The sequence below is a fragment of the Mucilaginibacter polytrichastri genome (assembly GCF_001911425.1).
Taxonomy (GTDB): domain Bacteria; phylum Bacteroidota; class Bacteroidia; order Sphingobacteriales; family Sphingobacteriaceae; genus Mucilaginibacter; species Mucilaginibacter polytrichastri.
This window is the reverse complement of record NZ_MPPL01000001.1, coordinates 1,753,172-1,770,368: the sequence shown is the minus strand read 5'-3', so window position 1 is coordinate 1,770,368 and position 17,197 is coordinate 1,753,172. Positions and strand designations below refer to the sequence as shown.

The 17,197-nt window shown below is 40.8% G+C and carries 18 protein-coding genes; 10 read left to right on the top strand and 8 right to left on the bottom strand.

Going from position 1 to position 17,197, the window contains the following annotated elements:
* From traK to RG47T_RS07595, 8 genes are all read left to right on the top strand, one after another.
* Window positions 1–621: a conjugative transposon protein TraK gene (gene traK, locus RG47T_RS07630; RefSeq protein WP_074488866.1), complete on the top strand. Its 621-nt coding sequence runs from the start codon at window positions 1–3 to the stop codon at window positions 619–621.
* Window positions 618–839, top strand: a complete 222-nt coding sequence (locus RG47T_RS07625) for a hypothetical protein (protein WP_074488865.1) — start codon at window positions 618–620, stop codon at window positions 837–839. The genes traK and RG47T_RS07625 overlap by 4 nt, the downstream gene beginning before the upstream one ends.
* 26 nt (window positions 840–865) lie before the next feature.
* Window positions 866–1,936, top strand: coding sequence for a conjugative transposon protein TraM (gene traM, locus RG47T_RS07620; RefSeq protein WP_074488864.1), 1,071 nt, complete (start codon window positions 866–868; stop codon window positions 1,934–1,936).
* Window positions 1,937–1,946: 10 nt separating this feature from the next.
* The gene (locus tag RG47T_RS07615; RefSeq protein ID WP_074488863.1) at window positions 1,947–2,939 is read left to right on the top strand and encodes a hypothetical protein; all 993 of its coding nucleotides are present in this window, start codon (window positions 1,947–1,949) and stop codon (window positions 2,937–2,939) included.
* Between the two features lie 58 nt (window positions 2,940–2,997).
* Window positions 2,998–3,177, top strand: coding sequence for a BF3379 family histone-like protein (locus RG47T_RS07610; RefSeq protein ID WP_074488862.1), 180 nt, complete (start codon window positions 2,998–3,000; stop codon window positions 3,175–3,177).
* A gap of 111 nt (window positions 3,178–3,288) precedes the next feature.
* Entirely contained in the window at window positions 3,289–4,008 is a 720-nt protein-coding gene (locus tag RG47T_RS07605; RefSeq protein ID WP_074488861.1) for a hypothetical protein, read from the top strand.
* A gap of 10 nt (window positions 4,009–4,018) precedes the next feature.
* Window positions 4,019–5,566, top strand: coding sequence for a hypothetical protein (locus RG47T_RS26345; RefSeq protein WP_074488860.1), 1,548 nt, complete (start codon window positions 4,019–4,021; stop codon window positions 5,564–5,566).
* Window positions 5,567–5,703: 137 nt separating this feature from the next.
* A complete protein-coding gene (locus RG47T_RS07595; RefSeq protein ID WP_074488859.1) occupies window positions 5,704–5,976 on the top strand; it encodes a hypothetical protein in 273 nt (90 codons plus the stop codon).
* Window positions 5,977–5,985: 9 nt separating this feature from the next.
* Here the strand turns inward: RG47T_RS07595 and RG47T_RS07590 are convergent, their stop codons facing one another.
* The 7 genes from RG47T_RS07590 to RG47T_RS07560 all read right to left on the bottom strand — a co-directional run bounded on the left by RG47T_RS07590 (window position 5,986) and on the right by RG47T_RS07560 (window position 15,296).
* Window positions 5,986–7,197, bottom strand: coding sequence for a hypothetical protein (locus RG47T_RS07590; protein ID WP_074488858.1), 1,212 nt, complete (start codon window positions 7,195–7,197; stop codon window positions 5,986–5,988).
* Window positions 7,198–7,236: 39 nt separating this feature from the next.
* A complete protein-coding gene (locus RG47T_RS07585; RefSeq protein ID WP_139235632.1) occupies window positions 7,237–8,184 on the bottom strand; it encodes a hypothetical protein in 948 nt (315 codons plus the stop codon).
* Between the two features lie 171 nt (window positions 8,185–8,355).
* Complete coding sequence (locus tag RG47T_RS07580) at window positions 8,356–9,282, bottom strand: AbiTii domain-containing protein (RefSeq protein WP_074488856.1); 927 nt, start codon at window positions 9,280–9,282, stop codon at window positions 8,356–8,358.
* 15 nt (window positions 9,283–9,297) lie between these two features.
* Entirely contained in the window at window positions 9,298–10,638 is a 1,341-nt protein-coding gene (locus tag RG47T_RS07575) for an SMODS domain-containing nucleotidyltransferase (protein ID WP_074488855.1), read from the bottom strand.
* Window positions 10,616–11,830: an SAVED domain-containing protein gene (locus RG47T_RS07570; protein WP_074488854.1), complete on the bottom strand. Its 1,215-nt coding sequence runs from the start codon at window positions 11,828–11,830 to the stop codon at window positions 10,616–10,618. Before RG47T_RS07570 ends, RG47T_RS07575 begins: the two co-directional genes overlap by 23 nt.
* Before the next feature lie 2 nt (window positions 11,831–11,832).
* Window positions 11,833–14,199, bottom strand: coding sequence for a S8 family peptidase (locus RG47T_RS07565; RefSeq protein ID WP_074488853.1), 2,367 nt, complete (start codon window positions 14,197–14,199; stop codon window positions 11,833–11,835).
* Between the two features lie 2 nt (window positions 14,200–14,201).
* Window positions 14,202–15,296, bottom strand: a complete 1,095-nt coding sequence (locus RG47T_RS07560) for an AAA family ATPase (RefSeq protein WP_074488852.1) — start codon at window positions 15,294–15,296, stop codon at window positions 14,202–14,204.
* Window positions 15,297–15,525: 229 nt separating this feature from the next.
* Here RG47T_RS07560 and RG47T_RS07555 point away from each other — a divergent pair, with 229 nt between their 5' ends.
* Window positions 15,526–16,299 (top strand): hypothetical protein, encoded by a 774-nt coding sequence (locus RG47T_RS07555; protein ID WP_139235633.1) that lies wholly within the window; start codon window positions 15,526–15,528, stop codon window positions 16,297–16,299.
* Here the strand turns inward: RG47T_RS07555 and RG47T_RS07550 are convergent.
* Window positions 16,296–16,709, bottom strand: coding sequence for a hypothetical protein (locus RG47T_RS07550; RefSeq protein WP_074488850.1), 414 nt, complete (start codon window positions 16,707–16,709; stop codon window positions 16,296–16,298). The genes RG47T_RS07555 and RG47T_RS07550 overlap by 4 nt on opposite strands.
* Before the next feature lie 122 nt (window positions 16,710–16,831).
* Here RG47T_RS07550 and RG47T_RS26340 point away from each other — a divergent pair.
* Window positions 16,832–17,197, top strand: a 366-nt coding sequence (locus RG47T_RS26340; protein ID WP_354524592.1) for a UPF0758 domain-containing protein, incomplete at its 3' end; no start/stop codon positions are given.

The window sequence follows — 17,197 nt, the reverse complement described above, 5'->3', positions numbered from 1 at the left end:
ATGTTTAAACAACTCAGAAATATTGATACGGCTTTTCAGCATATCAAAAAGTTCAGTATCGTGTTGATCGCTGCCAATGTGCTGATCTGTTGCTTTTGGTCATTCTTTACTTATAAGGCGGTAACGGAAGCACAGGGACGGGTGCATATCCTGTATAACGGTAAGGTGCTGGAAGCGTTCGCTTCAACACGTAAGGCGAATTTACCGGTGGAGCTGCGCGATCACATCAAGGACTTTCACCATTACTTTTTTGATCAAAGCCCGGATGATAAGGAAATCAAAAAGCGCATCGGTAAGGCATTGTACCTGGCTGACGGTTCAGCTAAGCGGCAATATGACAACCTGGTCGAATCTGGTTATTATAACCGGATGATATCAGCCAATGTGGCCCAGGAAGTGGAAGTAGACAGCATATCGCTGGATATTAACCGGCATCCGTATGCTTTTACCTGCTATGCCACGGAAAAACTGATCCGGGAAAGTAATACGGTGCTGCGCAAGCTGGTCACCAAAGGTGTGATCGATGATAGCGGTATGCAGACGGACAATAACCCGCATGGCTTTATGATCCAGCAATGGCAGATACTGGAAAATGGGGATGCAACAATTGGAAAGCCATGAAATTATTTAGAAAACGTGAACGGGCACTGAGCCAGGCGCAGGAACAACGGGCGGGAAAGATCGCGGCAGCGTTATTGGCCAGGCAGCGTAAAACTGCCGATTATTTGAATCGCAGGACCGAATTGATTTCAGGTAAGAACTGGATGCTGTTGCTGATCGGGTTTTGCACGGTGTTCGGCAGCTATTGTATTTACCTGCTGATCAAAGCATTTCATTGATTTATTAACCTAATAAAAAAAGACATATGAGACAGAAAGTTGAAAAGAAAAAGATCTTGCTGTTGATGCTCATACCGATACTAATTGTCGGGGCATTGATATTTTACGCGCTGGGCGGTGGTCGCGGACAAGCCAAAAATTTAGATGGTGCAGCGAAGGGCATTAATACGGCTTTGCCGGAGGCGCAGTTTAAAAAGGAAGTGCCGACGGATAAAATGGGCATTTACGATTTGAACAAGAACGATACGGCCGAAGCAAATGATAACGGCATTAAGGACCTGGCCGACAAGATGGGCTTTGATGCCCAAAACGATCCGCAAACGAAGGCGATCAATGATAAGCTTGCGGCTATCTATAAGCAGGTAAGTGCGCCGGTAACGTCCCCCCCGCCTTATAGCCGGGGTTCTTCCTCGGGCTTTTCCGGTGCCGATGAGGATAATAATGCCAAAGAAGTGGCCCGGCTGGAAAAGATGATGAAGAATTTGCAGCAAAACGGGAATGGTGCCGATCCTGAAATGGCCCAGCTGAATACCTTAATGGATAAAATATTAGATGCGCAAAATTCGGGCAGGGCGGTTTCAAGATCGCCTAAGCCGGTTGATGGTAAAGCTGATACTTTATTTAAAGCCATACCGGCCGTGATCGAGGGCAACCAAAAAGTCATTGAAGGCGCTTCGGTTAAGATGCGCTTACTGGACACGATTGTGATCAACTGGCAAACTATTCCAAAAGGGACCTTAGTTTACGGTTTGGCTGTATTGAGCAATCAGCGGTTGAACCTGGAGATCAAAAACATTGGTTTAGGCAACGCGATCATCCCGGTGAGCATTACCGTGTTTGATAAAAAAGATGCGATGGTCGGTTTGTATGCGCCGGAGGCGGTTATTACGGATGCGATCAGCGGCGGTGCCGATAACGCCTTGCAAAGCATGGAGTTTATTGGCGGCATGGATCAGTCTTTAGGTGTGCAGGCCGCCGGTGCGGGCATTAATGCGGCTAAAGGGTTATTCAGTAAGAAAGTGAAGCGCATTAAAGTGAAGCTGGATAATAACCGGGCGGTGTTGCTTCGCGACAACACGAAGAAGTTTAATCATTAACAGATAAATTATGAACAGAACGAATTTAGAAAACCTGAAAGGGGAACTGAAAGGCCTGAAGTTTGATGACAAGTACATTAAGAAGATGGAAGAAATGATGGAAAAGGGCCTGCCATCATTCGAGTTAAAAGGCCTGCTACCGGTGGATAAGGGGCAGATGGATATGACCATGCACTTCAAAAAGTCCGGTCAGTCAGATTACTATTATTTCAACAAGTTTGACCTGGCTTATAGCAAGGCGAAACCATTAGAGGGTGATTTGAAATATTTGGTGGTATCACCAGGTGAAAAGAATAAAAACTTAGTGAAACCATTTGATAGTCCTTCTGAAGCGATAGCGTTTTTCAAATCGCAGACCGGAAAATCAGAATTAGCTATTGGTAAGCATACCGATAAGGATTTACAGTTCAGGGATACGGTAGCGACTATGGCCGAGGGTAAGGTGGATTATGTTAAAAAGGAGTTTCAGCAAACTTACTACAGCCCGGCGTTAACCAACTCCCATTACGTAGAAAAAGGTGTCGGCTTTAACCTTAACCAGGCTTCCAATATGCTGCAAGGCCGTTCGGCTTATCGTGATGATCTGGTGAGCCGCGCGGGTGTGGAATACAAAGCCTGGAATGTGATCCAGTTTGACCAGCCAAAAGACAAGTACGGCAACTATCAGATGAAGCAGTTTAACGAGAACTATGGCTTTGATGCGAAGAAAGCCCTGGAGGATTACCGCATTAAATTACCCGAGGACGGTAAAAAATTGGATGCGATTATCAGCGAACTGAAAGATGGCGGCAGGCCAACGGTACCGGTTATTGATAAGGAGGGCAAGGAAGTATTGATGAAAATTGAAGCGGTGCCGCGATATGGGAATCTGAATTTTCATCACCTGAACGGTAAACCGCAGAACCGAGAGGAGCTGTTGAAAGAGCCGAAAAAGGATCTGACCCAGGGTAAGGATGCCGGTAAAACGAAAGATAAGGCACAGGCGCAGGAAATGAGCATGTAGTCCGGCACTTAGCTCAATTAATCAATTATTTATAAATTCACATTTTAAAAATCAAATTATGTCAACATTTCAGAAGTTAAAAGATTTAATAGCCGCTACGGAAGCCGATGCTATTGCATTCCACGAAAAAGGTAATAAGGCGGCGGGTACGCGTTTGCGTAAGGCTTACCAGGAGATTAAGGTATTGGCACAAGCTGGACGTACTGAAGTAACCGAGCAAAAAAATAGTGCTAAATAACTTGAATTAAATTCTAAAATCAAGCCTGGCCAGATACGGTCAGGCTTTTTTGTTGATTTGCAGGATAGTAATCGTAAATTCTTAGATTTATATTTAATAAACCCATCACCCATGAAAAGGACGGTCCAAGCGCTTGAAGAAATATTCACTGGAATATGCAGTAGATCATATCCTTATGATTGGGATGAAAACCATATTTCTTTTCAGCTGATGCAGGCTTTGCGGCAATTGTTCAGCAACAGGGTTATTCATTTTAACGGATGGTCAAAGATTGTAGACTGGCAGTGTTTTAAAAACAGAGGGAAGCAGGAAACCAATTATGGTGATATAGCACTGATCGTGAATGTACAATTTACTTCCGGCGAAACGCTCAGAGGTGTGGTGTGCTTAGAAGCAAAACGGGATTTCAACTCCGGAAATTTTGAATCTGTAGAGTTAGCGCAATTGGAACGGCTCCACGCCAACTTGCCGTATGCCCAAACATTGTTATTTGCGCATAAAACACAAGAATTACAACAGAAATTCCCGGATAATTCTACCTGGAAAAGCCATATATGGGTATCACCGGTGAATACCGCAAAAGAAATTTTCAGGCAGGTACATCCTAATGATAACTGGAAAGTGTTAAGGACTGCTTTTCCTTTTACGATGTTTCTAACTTCGCGCGTTTTTTGGGGCCTTGATCTGGATTTTCGTGAAGAGGTATACAAGGATATTGAAAGCGGAATTAATAAAATTATTGACCCTGCATATTTAGGGGTAGTCAATGTTTACTATGAGGGCCAACGACCAGTAGAGGTTTCATTAGAAGATATTTGGCAGGAAATATAACCGTTATAAAATGAGCGCCTATGATGTCCTAAGTAAATTAGATCTGTCCTCTCAAATAGATGAAATTTGTTTTAATCAGCTTAAACAGAATTTCCAGTTAAACTATTTGCAATCAAAAAACTACGATGAAAAAATATTGCATCATCGCGATTCTGTTTACTTCAAGAACCAAATATTAAGGGATCTAAATGACTACTTGCAACAAATTCAGCGCAGGGCTGAAATGCAGGACTTCGACCCGGAGCAAAATGCAGCAGGACACGTTACCACGAAAATCGGAGAAATTTGGACTGAGGAAAACCGGTTAAAAACACTTTATAACGCCATAAAAAGCTATTGTGATTTAAAGGCATTAAATTTCAACGTAATTGCAGTACACATTGCGAAATATAGAGCGCTGCATAAATTATTCTTTAAAATTCAACGGTCGATTTATAAACCTATTACTAAGAAAAAAAACACTATGGGCCTTTATGTAGAATCCCTTGACAACGTACCATCCGATGAAAATGTGCCAGCCGGATCGAAAAAAGATTACTATTTCTATTTATTGGATTACGGCTGGGATGAGCCTATCGGCAATGCATTGATGGATAATTATGTTCAAATGGCCGCCATTGCTGCAAATAACCGGGCTGTCGTTATCCGGGGTACTAACCGGGTACATTTTGAGGATGAGGTATTGTCATGGCACGATATTAACGGGGAAGATGCGCAGGAGTTGTTACCTGCTATATTGATCACCAATCGCAACCCGCATCGCTTTAAGCCGATCTTTAATACCGGCGATGCTGATCCGGCCGAGAATGACCTGCGATTGATTCTGATACCTGTGAGAAAGTTTTGCCGTAATGCAACCGAAGTTGTTCAGTTGATCGAACGCATATTCACTGATATCAAGCAGCAAAAAGCACTTAAAGACTTCAAAATCGCCGCTACTGTACCGAAAGACGGCATCTTTGCAATGGCGGACATGATCACTTTGGAGCCGGACAATTCTGGTGGGCAGATACCGGAAGAAAGCATTAAAAATTATTTACGCTCCGGTAACGGTAGCACACTAACCATAGAAAAAACGGTTCTTCCAATCCATTTCGAGGATCGTAGTGGCGGTGAATTTGAGCGCTTGGTATTTGCCTATGTTTCCCGCCTCAAAAACTGGGATAAGATGGAATGGCTGGGCCAGTCCGGCGATGATGATGGCCGAGATATATGGGGTGTATATCAGGGTATCACCTTTTGCTATCAATGCGCCAATTACCGTTCATTGGTTTTGAAAAAAGTAACTGATGATATTGATAAACTGGTAAAAGCGAATGTGATACCAAACCGATTTACCGTGGTCTGTGGTGGAAAGGTGAGCAATAATATGCGGACGGCAATCAATAGTTACGCTGCGCAATATGGTATCCTGGAAACCCATATCTGGAGCGGCGTGGAACTGGAAGAACGATTACGTAAAGATGCTCCTGAACTTTTAAAGCGTTTTGTAGACGGTGAAATATTCCCCGAGCTGACTAAAAAAAAGATATTATTAGCAACGACCAGGAAATATTAAATCAGATCATTCAATGTTTTGACAGGCCCGCATTTACTACGCCATTTCACCAGGAGGTCAATATACCTCATTTCGAAAAAGCTATTACGGACACGATTGAAGTATTAAATACCGGGGTACATCGGCTGAGGGATGGCATGGTGATCCGTAAGATCTCGTCACGACATGATTTGAACGGCACAGATATCAAGGCTGGTATTACCGCTATTTATAAATTGGTTGTTAAACTACGAGATACTTTGGTTGATTTGATACGGAAAAAGGAAATAACATCCTGCGGTTGCGGGCAAGCGGATTGCCCTACCTGGTTCTTTACGGATAGCGCCGGGCAAGAGATGGATGATATTCGCCGTTCGATTTTAGTGCAATTTAAAAGTATTAAAACAGATTTTAACTTATCATTGGGATAGACCGCTGTATCACTTCCTTTTCATAAAGGGGCTATCTTGAAGATAACGCAATAGGTTGTGTGTATGTCGTTGGTTTACACCCGTTTGTAAAAGCATATCAATACTTTGTAGATCAAGCAGGCTGCCACAACCAGCTTCTGTAAACAGGCGGTTCAATAGCGGGTCAGCGGTGATGTTTAAACTTCTGAAGCCCATGAGCGTGTCTATACCGAGGTATTGTTTATCCAGTTTTTTTAGTTTTGTTAGTTCAGCCAGCTTACGACCTTCGGGTGTGCCATCATTGGTGAGGAATAAAAAGGTTCTGATAATCAGTTTGCCGTCCACGAGGTCGACGACGAGGTAGCCGAGCCTTTTACCGAGTACGCTTAGCGGTAGCAGCTTGCCATCTACCAGGTAAAAATCATCTGTCTGGTCATGGAACAAACCTTCCAATATATATAATAGTATGCCGCCTTGGATTGCAAGTCTTTCAATTAGCCGCGCTGCGGCGTGCTGCTGAAAAAAGACAGGTACCGGCGTTGACAGTTCTTCGGGGAAGCCTAATTTGGAGGGGATTACCTTCACCTGTTTAAATTTGCCATAGATGTCGGGCCAACTTAAGGCTGTTATTTCACGCAATTGTCCGTCTATCCTGATCCGTTCGTGGTTTGGCTTTCCTGTACTGAATTTGATCTTATTATCCGCGTTGGTGTGGGTGGTCAACATGGACGTTGAGGAGTAATCTGTCAGCAGGGCCTTACCTTGAATGTCGCCGTAGATGATGCAAAGGCTGTTAATAAATTGCATGATCTTTTCACCCATTTTTAAAAAGATCGGCGAGCAGATACCATAAGTATCGGCAACTTTTCCATGAACGAACAGGTTGCTGTTTCTTCTAAAGAGGGTATCTGTATAAGTGGCCAGTAAAATACCGTCACGGAAATAATCAGCTACGGGCATGGTTTTGCCGGTGAGTGTCTGAAAAGAGAGGTCTGTTAACCGCAGTCGGAAATGGGTTTGCCAATTGGTTTCTTGTTCTTTGGTGAAGATACCCGTAGGGAATTCCAATTTTAATGGTGGCATCCGCTGCTTGAATAATTGCGGTAGATGCTCTTTGGGTATAGTATCAAAAAAATCTTTACCTACCATCAAGTCACAAGCTGTTTTAAAACGTTGTAAAAAAGCGCTATACAGCTCTTTCTCCTGAATAACAGGTGACTTTGATATAGATTTTTTCTTCATGGTAAAAATTCTGATGAGATATACTTAAACCCTTTCCCTTCACGACTGTAAGCTTTGATTATACCATGATAACACTTGTTCAGATATAAATTCCGTGATGCCAACTTGTACATACGCTGGGGCTGGCGGTTCAAATTTAGCATTGATGGCATCGTAACCATCGTTAGGATTGGTCAATACGGAAGCTAAAAAAAGATCCCCATCTTCTTTTTCGATTACGAAAGTGCAAAGTACTTGCGAAGATTGAAATCCTTTGTATTCAGGGATAACCAGGCTATCAATTTCTTCCCGCTTAATATCTAAAGGCAAAACCCCATATCTCCGAAATTTACCTTCTAAGTAGGTGTTAATAGTTAAAGCATCGCCGTGGTAAGTATAATGCATGATCAAAAACGGGTTATTAATTAATGCTTTTCCCGTTTTGTCCAGTTCACTTTGGCAAATAATGTAAGTCAGATCATCCATTTTTTTGAACTTTCCGTTAGCATATTCTATGATTTCAAAACCGGCGCCCCAGGAATCAACAATGGAATCCATGGTGTATTTTTCCTCAGCCATAAATAAAGATAGCAGTGTGAGGTTTATGGTTCTGCTTGAATCGTCTTTATTCACCCCAGAATTTAATTGCCTTAATTTTTTAAAAAAAGCATTTTTGCCGGTTCCGGTGATCAGGCCGCATTCCACTAAGGGGTCATTGTATTCTTCCCAAATGCCATAATGGTGAATACTTGGTTTTAGTTTATCATCAGTTTCCTCTACTATAAAAACCACGATGGAACAGGCATTGATTTCCTCCTTGTCGTAATCATCCATGAACTTTTTAAAGTTTTCTTCCGTTGGCGTATAGTAATTAAAAAAGTTCTTAATATCTTTAAGATACATGGTTGCCTGGTATACATTTCCAGCCAGACCTAAAGCGATCTTATCTTTGATAATATATATCTTTTGCTTCAGTTCATGAGGGAAACTTTGTTGCCCCTCCGGCATTGCGTTATCGATATTATCCAGAAAAGCCGGGATTTGAGACGCCGGCCTCTGCTGGTCAGATGTTGTTAAAAGATCACCTATTAGGATCGGGCGTCCAAAATTGGTTGTAAATGATATCAGGGTCATGCCTTTAGAACATAGTTGAGAAAATTAACTCCGGGATCAATAAGATTACCCGCCTAATCCGTAATAATGACTGATTGCTTTTGCCAGTAAGCCACCGGCTGCCCCGATACCGATTTTCCAGCTGCCGTCCATCGCTTTACCCATCATCGTGTAAATCCACTTGTTAACTTTTGCCCCAAAATCCGTGTCAGAAATAGGCTGTTCGGCGTCAATAATTTGCAGTAATTCATTGGCATCAGTTTCGCTAACTTGATTATCGGTCAGCGTTTTCTTTAAAACTTCCTGATTTCCTTTACTGATGGTAACTGTATTGGTCACGTTGGCCTGAGCACCGGTGTTGATCAGGTTACCGTCGCCGTTGGTATTAATTGTCGTATTCATGATTGTTGTAATTTTATTATGATTCGATTGTAGGGTTTCAATTTTTACTTCAAGGCCAAATTCGGTTTCTAACGCGATCATAAAGTCAAGCAACTTATTTCGTACTGCATTTAGTGTTGTCTTCAGAATGCCGGCCGGTACAGCTATCCCTACGCTGAATAATTGAAAGTTACCTGCGACGTTGGCATAAGTCATTAGTAAGTTTTGTATAATATTTACCTGACCTTGATTATACTGTTTTACCAAACTTTCCGTGGCAGTAGCGCTCATTTTTTCCAATGGGTCTATACCATCAAACAATTCAAAGGATCTCAACTCGTCATCGAAACTGGTTTCGAATGTAGGAATTGGCAAAACATGATTGGATACGCGCATGGTGCCATTTAGATAATCCCCAATAAGATTTCCAGTTGCCTTGCGGTAATCCGGCAGGTCTTCTTTATTTTGATATCCATTAAGCTCCAGATTGACCCAGGCGGTAAGTTCTTTATTCCCAATTCTACTGGCTAATACTTTTGTTTTTAAAAGTGGTGAGGTCAGTGACAGGTTTACGTCTGTTAGTTCATTAATAATCGTTTCTATTAATTGCATCTTACATTATTTAAATTAAATAATAATAACCGATTGCCTGTCTTTAGCAACACAAACTCCATTTTTCACGATGTAACATTCTACAAAGTGGTTGCCTCTGAAGCTTGTTGGTTCATTATGTGTGGCTAAGCCTTCGCTGATCTGACCACGTACGCAATTAATTTTAATAGCTTCTTCTCCACGGTTTAATGTTTTCCAATAAACCTGATAAGGTTGCGGCACATCACATTGTCGGATGGAAAATGCGATATTCCGGCTGCGGCCTACCTTATTCCCATTCGTACTCAGGTCATATTCTCTAAAGCCTTGCTTTTTGGTTACCCGTCCCAATAATCGAACTTTATAAAAAGGATTAATGCGTACAGGAAAACCCAGATCGGTAATTTGTTGTTCCGTGTTATTATAAACAACCAAACCGCGATTAGCAATTTGTAACTGATTTTCGGCTTTTGCTTCAGGCTTTTTAAAGTCTTCCCCAAAAATGAACTGCCATTTCTCTAAACTTTTTTGTAAATCCGTTTCTTCGTAGGCTTCTGTAATCTTATCACTATAATAGATCATTTTGGTACGGAAAGTAGCCCAGCCTGCCTGATCCCAACGATCTCCAAAATTTTCTCCAGTATCACCGGGATCTAATATGGTTGGCATATAATAATTGTCATCTACGTATTTCTTGAGTTTTTTCATGACAGTATACAGCGTGGTTGGTATATCGTTATAACAATCCTCATTTTCTAGTAAAGCCGCATCATTTACCTGTTCTCCCAACAAAGTATTAAGCAAAATAGATTTGATGGAAAATGTGCGTTTATAGTCCCTTAGATATTTAACCAACCGGATGACCTTTACAAAATGGTGTTTGGTAATTCTGTTTCGTTCATCTAACCACTCGGTATATTTTTCCGGATCAGTCAGTTCGAAATTGTCTTTATGGCGATTAGTTACATATTTATTGCCATGCCGCTCCAAGAAAGGCACCACATCAATATGAAAATCATTTGCATAATCAATAGTTACACAACGGGTTTTACGGCTTACTTTATCACGGTAGATGCTGTTGTTTCTAAATAGTTGATAAACATTCTCGACATAATCGCAAGCCTCCCAATCTGCAAACTCTTCAAGATACAGCAAAATATCTGCATCAAATTCGTCCGTAGCCCGCAATGGTTTGATGATTGTTTTATGGGCGTAAGATCCTTGGGGTATAACATCCAGGAAATTATCTTTTAATAACTCACTGTTTTTTAATACAGTAGTTATCGTTTCGGTGCGTTCATCCAAAAGAGTTATCCTGGTGGCGTTCAAATTCACCGAATTATCAAGAAAGTTTTTAAAATAGTTTGTTAGTTTCATGGCTGTTAATCGTAATTGTTGGTTTATAAATCCCCCCGGTAAAGTCGTATACTATGATCTCCGGATGCACGTCCCGCATCACACCACGGCCACAGGATATAGCTGCGGAAACCGGGATAGCCGGAAATAAATTTATTGTTTGACATCCCTTGTGATCTGCTTCTAAATGGCTTAAAAATTCATGATAAGTTTTTGTAAAATTTTCATAAGAAAGCTTATTTCTTAAAATATTCCGATTTGGAACAGTGTTTACCGGACGCATTTCATAAACAGTGCATGTCTTTAATACTTCTGCCGGCAGATTAGCCAAATCAATTGTTCCGCTTAAGGAAAGCACAATAGCAACCTTACAGGATGTATTTTCCTTTAACTTCCTAACCTCAAAATTTTCAATGGCCGCCTGCTCCGACCACAACCAAGTTTCTTCTTCCCCGCGATGTTTTTGATAGATACTGGTGGGAATTTTATCATCTAGCTGGTAGCCTAAGTAAACCAGTAACGGAATGCGGCTCATTGCGAAAATAGACAAATGCCTTACTTGCCCTTGGCTTACCCCCGCAGTCAGTGGTAGTAAACTTTTATCTACGATACCTTTCCCCATTGTCCAATAAGCATCCCAGGCGTCTTCGGGGTCTGGTAAGGCATTTAGGTCAATTTCAATTCCTTGTCTGTCAAAGCTATTCAGGAACATAGCATATTTCTGCTCCCCGTTAAAAACTACATGACGCGCGTGTTCTTTAGATACTTCAACGGCAGCCCCTCTGATTCCACCCAACATTCTTAAAACAACACTTTCAGCGTCTATTTTAAGGTTGGTTACATGATAAATTCTTTGTTCGTGCTCAATTTTGTGTTTTATCAGCCTCTCCACAGTGAATTCTTCTAATAAGGCTTTGGTATCGACAATCTTATGATGATCAGCACAAAGCAATACCAGATTATCCACGATATTACGCTCGTCAAGAGCAAGTTCAGCATCCCCACGTGGGGATTTTTTTGCTTTGCTCCAGCCAACTATATGCGCCATTTCTCCAATTGAAACATCATATTCCAAATCAAGCAGGTACTTATTACATATCGCACACCTGCCACCTGAGCGTACCCACAACCTCATTTTATCCGGCTCTTTGATACCCGGCCTTTTCGAGACTACGAAATCATTTATTTCAACAATATCAATTTCTTCACCCATAATTATCCGTTATTAAGTCTTAACCTAACTTCTTCCCGCACTTTCACGTTGCTGTGTACAAAGCTGTAATTGTCTAACAGCTGTGTAACCTCGTTATATATGTTGCCTTTTTTTGTTGTGTCCCGGATAGTGATAACTAAACAAAATCCTACACTGGGCGTGATCTTTTGCGCCTCGGCTTTTGATTCTGTATATTCCCGGAACAGACCTTTAACTTTTAAGTACCAATTTTTAGGGGCCTTTAAAAATTTATCCTTATTAGTATTTGTAAACTCATCGAGTTTAACGCACCATTTTTTGACCGGCTGAAATTTATCCCCATAAGAGATAAGCATTCTTTCGGAAGCAAATGGATTATCCATATTCTTGCCAGCGTTTTTACTATAGACGTTAGTACTTAAGAGATTCTGACGACCTTCTGCGCCTATCGGGTTTTTAATCCGGGGTAGCGATGTGTCCTTTTCTACTTTTTCATCATATGTGCCTAACATTACATTGATATTAGTCTGACAGTATTCAGCGCCCTGTGAAACCTCCAGAATAGGCGAAGTAACTAACGTTACCGTTATTTCTCCATAAAAAAAACCGTCATCATCGACCATGCTTTTTGGAAAAGGAAAGTCCAAAATATCAACGTAATTGCCTTTTTCAATGGTGTCCTGTAGGATTAATGTGATCTCATTCGGGTCGTTGAAAAGGATATCGCTTATATTGGAGGGCATGCCGAAACCAACAGCGTTTATTTTATCAGCAATACCCATTTTCATTTCAATAGGATATTTAGCTGAATGAATCATTAAAGCCTTGATTAATATCGAATTGAATTTTTCATTTAATATTGAATTTAATCCGGCGGCGATCGCAGAAATTCTTGGTGTAGAAAAACTCGTGCCAACCTGCTTGGCGATATTGCCGTCAATACCGAATGATTTTACAGGATTTTTGACGATGCGATTCCTTATATCAGTACCAGCATTTCCACCCATATGCACCAAATCAGGTTTAATCAGGTTTGCGGGGCCTGGCCCAATACGACTGAATGGAGACGGGTTGAATTTCTCAGCATGATCGGTGCCATTTTTATCGTGTGTAAGCGACCCTACGACCAAAGCACGAACAGTGTCGGCAGACTTTGATATACGTCTTTTTGGTGCATTAATTTGGAAATTATCGCAGTTACCCGCCGACTTACAAATCAAAACATCATGCTCGTCCTGTATCTCGTCCAGCGCTTTAGCAAAATCAGAAAACTCGTTAGGATCGGCATCAAGGTCGGTACCTAAAGATAGGTTCCAAATCTTAATGTGATTATTCCGGCTGATAGAATCTCGGATCTGCTCAATTAGTTCGCTTTCGTATAATTTTTGTTTTTTCAGGTCGGGCATTACAATCGCTTCGAACAGCTTACACCCGTCAAAACCTGTGTATGGTACACCTTCTAATTCATCACCATAAATCATTACGCCAGCGACAAACGTGCCGTGTCCTTTATTGGTATCTTCCTCTACGTAGTAGGTCAGGCTATCAGTATGCAACCAAGGCGCGAGGTGAGGGATTTTCGCGATTCCGGTATCCAGCACACCTACAACAGGATATTCGACATCCTTTTTTGGCAACCTGATCACGATTTCATGGGCTTCTGAAACCAACTCCATATCTAAGTCATAGACAGGCATTTCAGAAATCGTTTGAATTCCGTCGAAATTTTTCAGTTCATTAAGGGCATCGGCAGTAACACCGGCAACACTATAAATATTCAATTCTGCTGAATATGAGGTGCGAGTACATTGAAGACCATTATCCTGACAGTATTTTTCGAAGGTTCTGAATAATATGCCATTAAGTTCCATATTGCCGTAATTAAACAGCTTGATTTTATATACTTCCGTACCTTCATCTTTAACAATATTCACTTCAGGCACAAAGGCTTCAATATCAGAAATAGCGGAAATACCGACAATAGTAGAGTTCGAAGGGAATGCTGTATTGATACGATCCAGGTTCTTTACAATAGATCGCAGGATGTTTTCATCATTAATTTTTATCAGCAATTCATCGACACCATTTACGCCGATCACATTCACTTCATTAACATTGAAAAGATTACCAATGTCCTTTCTGTAGCTTTTAGCCAAAGCGTCCTGGTTCATTTTAAGCCTAACCACGGACGGGATGTAACTGTTAACCTTACGTTTACGACTTAACGTTTCGGAAATATTAGATAACACTCCTTTCACATAAACTGACTTACGAACCGCAATAGCCTTGCTGGCCCAAACTGGCAATTCATTGCCACCTGCAGCTTCGTTATCAAAGGCATCTTTCTGTCTCTTTTGAAAGAATTTTATTGGAAGGTTCTTATCAGCCATGTTTATATGTTTTTATTTAAAAAATTGCGCACTTGTCTAAGGGATATTTTCATTCTTTCAGCGATGGCGGCCTGCGGAATACCATTATCATTTAAAAACTCAATTAATTTCTCAATGGTCAATTCGCCATGATTTGAAAATTCGAAAAGCTCCACGAGCACATCCTCATATGCTAAAAATTCTCTGCCGTTAATTATAACCTGAGCTTTTGCATTATTGATGATACCCTTAATATCAGATGGCGATTTACCGTTTAGAAGTTTGACTAATTTATCAAATCGCCTCTCATCTTCTAAAAAGTCGGCTTTAAAACCTGTAGTAAAAACTTTAATCAATTCGACAATCTCTAAATCCTGGGGGGCTCCAATTTCAATAACAGTGTTGAAGCGTCTCCAAACAGCTTTGTCTAAAAGTTCAGGGTGGTTAGTGGCGGCTATTAAAATATTATGGCTTGCAAATGAATCAATATTTTGCAACAAGCTATTAATCACCCGTTTCAATTCTCCCAATTCATACTGATCGTCCCTTGCTTTGGCAATGGCATCAAATTCATCTAAAAAAAGAATACATGGTTTATTGTCGGCGAAATCAAAAATTTTACGGATGTTTTTTGCGGTATTGCCAAGTAAAGAAGAAACAATAGCGTCAAAACGTGCAACAACTAAGGGCAAACCTGTTTTTTCGGAAATGTACTTAGCAACAGTAGTTTTACCATAGCCTGGCTTTCCATAAAGTAACAGCGTATTTGTAGTTTCTATGCCACTTTTAATCAACTGACTTTGATGCTTCACGATATTAATAAAATCATCTATTTTTCCTTCTACCAACTTTGGTAAAATTATTGGCGACAATTCTTTGGATGGCGGCGACACATCAACAATACTCAAGCGACTTTCATGATCTACGGGAGTTGTCATTAGTTCATCCATTGTAACGGTAGTTGCAGGTCCGTTCTCAATCGCTTTCAGTACCATCTTAGCCATTTTTTCATCACCGTCTTTAGCTAGCTTTTCAGCCAATAGTTTAGAGTAATTAAAGACCTTTTTAAAGTCCTTAGCCAAACCGCCTTCAATAATTTTTAATATTTCAGTATACATAAGTTTCGTTAGTGGGTGAACAAATATACGATTAAGTAAATTAAAAACAATACAATCGTAATTATTTTATCAAATAGTGTAATATTTTATTCAATATTCGTGCAATTGTATCGAAATACATTGAAAATAGTTCAGAGATCACTTTAATACTTACAAAAGCCCTTTAAATTTTGCTAAGCAGTTTTACTAACTTAGGATGCACAATCTCAAAAAGCTTAAAATACTGACTGTGAAAAATAACATCAATGATTCGTTCAAAGCGACAATCGCTTCAGATGAAGCGTTAAGCTTAGTCAAAGAATATTCTGAAGTGGCTTTGGATAGTATTCTTAAGGGTGGTGTACTTAAAGATATACCTTTGGTGGGTACTGTGGTAGGACTTTTCAAAATCGGTAATTCTTTGAAAGAACAGCATACCATTAAAAAAATATTAGTGTTCATTAACCAGTCAGCAGAGATTCCTAAAGAAGATCGAGAGGCTTTCCTGAATAAATTATCGGATAATGACGAATACAAGGAATCCATCGCCGAAAAGGTTTTACTGTTAATCGAGCGGCTGGACGAGACTAAAAAAGCGGAGATTATAGGTAATTTATTCCGGCTTATGGTCATGGGGATAATTGGCAAGGATTACTTTCTTCGGTTATCAGGAATTGTAGAACGTGCATTGTTATACGATCTTTTGGCTCTGCATTACCGTTACTCATATTTTGGTAAGGATTGGGATGGTGACCAACCCTATAATATTAATTCAGCAAATGAATCCGCTTTAGCTGCATTTGGACTAATGAAGTTAAAGTTAGGTACAGAGCCCTCAAAAATGGCTCGCGCCAGCGGTTTGATGAATTCAGGACTTACAGACCCTACTTTGGGTTACGAGGTCAGTTCATTGGGACAAGAATTAGCGAATTTAATGATGTATGATTTAGAGGATAAAGATTTTCAAGATCACATCGCTGAATTAAAGCCCCATCAAGAAACAAATGGGCAACCATTATTTTAGTCAACTGTCAAATCAGCTTGTTCCGTCCGCTCAATCAGATAAGCATCGGGCTCTCCGAAACCCCAACCTTTTTCAAAACAAAACTTCCAAATCGCATCACCATCTTGCCAGATACTCGTGTGAAATTTCGGGTTAAACCCAAGTTGAATTAATTCGGTGATCAGTACCATTTTCCTTTCCCCACTGGGTATTCCGTCCGGACTAAATTGTTGGAGTATCTCATAATTCTTTTTAATGATGCGGAATACCTCCGGGATGTTCTCATTTGCCTGCAACTTTTCTTTTTCCCCTTTGATACGGTTAAAGGTATTGCGGCAGGTATCATTACAAAAGCGTTTATCTGTACGGCCAAATAAGGGCTTATTGCAGTGTTCACAGGTGTTTTCTTTTTCAGTGACGGATGGTCGCATCAGATCGACTGTTTGGTAAGTAGCTGTTTTATTGGAGGATAAACGGTAACATCGGGTAATTTGTTTTATTACCGGGTAAACCGTTTAGGCGTTGGAGGTTTGGGGCATTAATCCGAATGACCATGAAAGATAATATCATCGCTACCGAGAAATTCTTTACGAAGCACCGGAATTACTTCTTTGATTTCCGCAAGGCTGTTAACAATAAGAACTTCATTAACCTGGTTTGTACCGAGAAACAGCCGGATAATACCTATAAAAGGGCTTGCATTATGATCTTCGAGGATCATTTTGAGTTCCTGATCGAAGCCCTTTCCTCTTTATTCTCCAATGCGGCGCACGAGGTCGGGCAGCGGGATAAGCCTGCGGGTTCGCAAGAACGGGCAGCCGGTATCAAAAGCTGGGATGTTGCCGACCGTCCGCGTGAAAAATTACTGGAGCTGGGGCGCGCGGCTTTGTCGGACGCGGAGTTACTGGCTATGCTTATC

Excerpts from the sequence above, each read along its gene's own strand:
- traK (WP_074488866.1), top strand. The coding sequence starts at position 1 with ATGTTTAAACAACTCAGAAATATTGATACGGCTTTTCAGCATATCAAA.
- RG47T_RS07625 (WP_074488865.1), top strand. The coding sequence starts at position 618 with ATGAAATTATTTAGAAAACGTGAACGGGCACTGAGCCAGGCGCAGGAA.
- traM (WP_074488864.1), top strand. The coding sequence starts at position 866 with ATGAGACAGAAAGTTGAAAAGAAAAAGATCTTGCTGTTGATGCTCATA.
- RG47T_RS07615 (WP_074488863.1), top strand. The coding sequence starts at position 1,947 with ATGAACAGAACGAATTTAGAAAACCTGAAAGGGGAACTGAAAGGCCTG.
- RG47T_RS07610 (WP_074488862.1), top strand. The coding sequence starts at position 2,998 with ATGTCAACATTTCAGAAGTTAAAAGATTTAATAGCCGCTACGGAAGCC.
- RG47T_RS07605 (WP_074488861.1), top strand. The coding sequence starts at position 3,289 with ATGAAAAGGACGGTCCAAGCGCTTGAAGAAATATTCACTGGAATATGC.
- RG47T_RS26345 (WP_074488860.1), top strand. The coding sequence starts at position 4,019 with ATGAGCGCCTATGATGTCCTAAGTAAATTAGATCTGTCCTCTCAAATA.
- RG47T_RS07595 (WP_074488859.1), top strand. The coding sequence starts at position 5,704 with ATGGTGATCCGTAAGATCTCGTCACGACATGATTTGAACGGCACAGAT.
- RG47T_RS07590 (WP_074488858.1), bottom strand. The coding sequence starts at position 7,197 with ATGAAGAAAAAATCTATATCAAAGTCACCTGTTATTCAGGAGAAAGAG.
- RG47T_RS07585 (WP_139235632.1), bottom strand. The coding sequence starts at position 8,184 with ATGCCGGAGGGGCAACAAAGTTTCCCTCATGAACTGAAGCAAAAGATA.
- RG47T_RS07580 (WP_074488856.1), bottom strand. The coding sequence starts at position 9,282 with ATGCAATTAATAGAAACGATTATTAATGAACTAACAGACGTAAACCTG.
- RG47T_RS07575 (WP_074488855.1), bottom strand. The coding sequence starts at position 10,638 with ATGAAACTAACAAACTATTTTAAAAACTTTCTTGATAATTCGGTGAAT.
- RG47T_RS07570 (WP_074488854.1), bottom strand. The coding sequence starts at position 11,830 with ATGGGTGAAGAAATTGATATTGTTGAAATAAATGATTTCGTAGTCTCG.
- RG47T_RS07565 (WP_074488853.1), bottom strand. The coding sequence starts at position 14,199 with ATGGCTGATAAGAACCTTCCAATAAAATTCTTTCAAAAGAGACAGAAA.
- RG47T_RS07560 (WP_074488852.1), bottom strand. The coding sequence starts at position 15,296 with ATGTATACTGAAATATTAAAAATTATTGAAGGCGGTTTGGCTAAGGAC.
- RG47T_RS07550 (WP_074488850.1), bottom strand. The coding sequence starts at position 16,709 with ATGCGACCATCCGTCACTGAAAAAGAAAACACCTGTGAACACTGCAAT.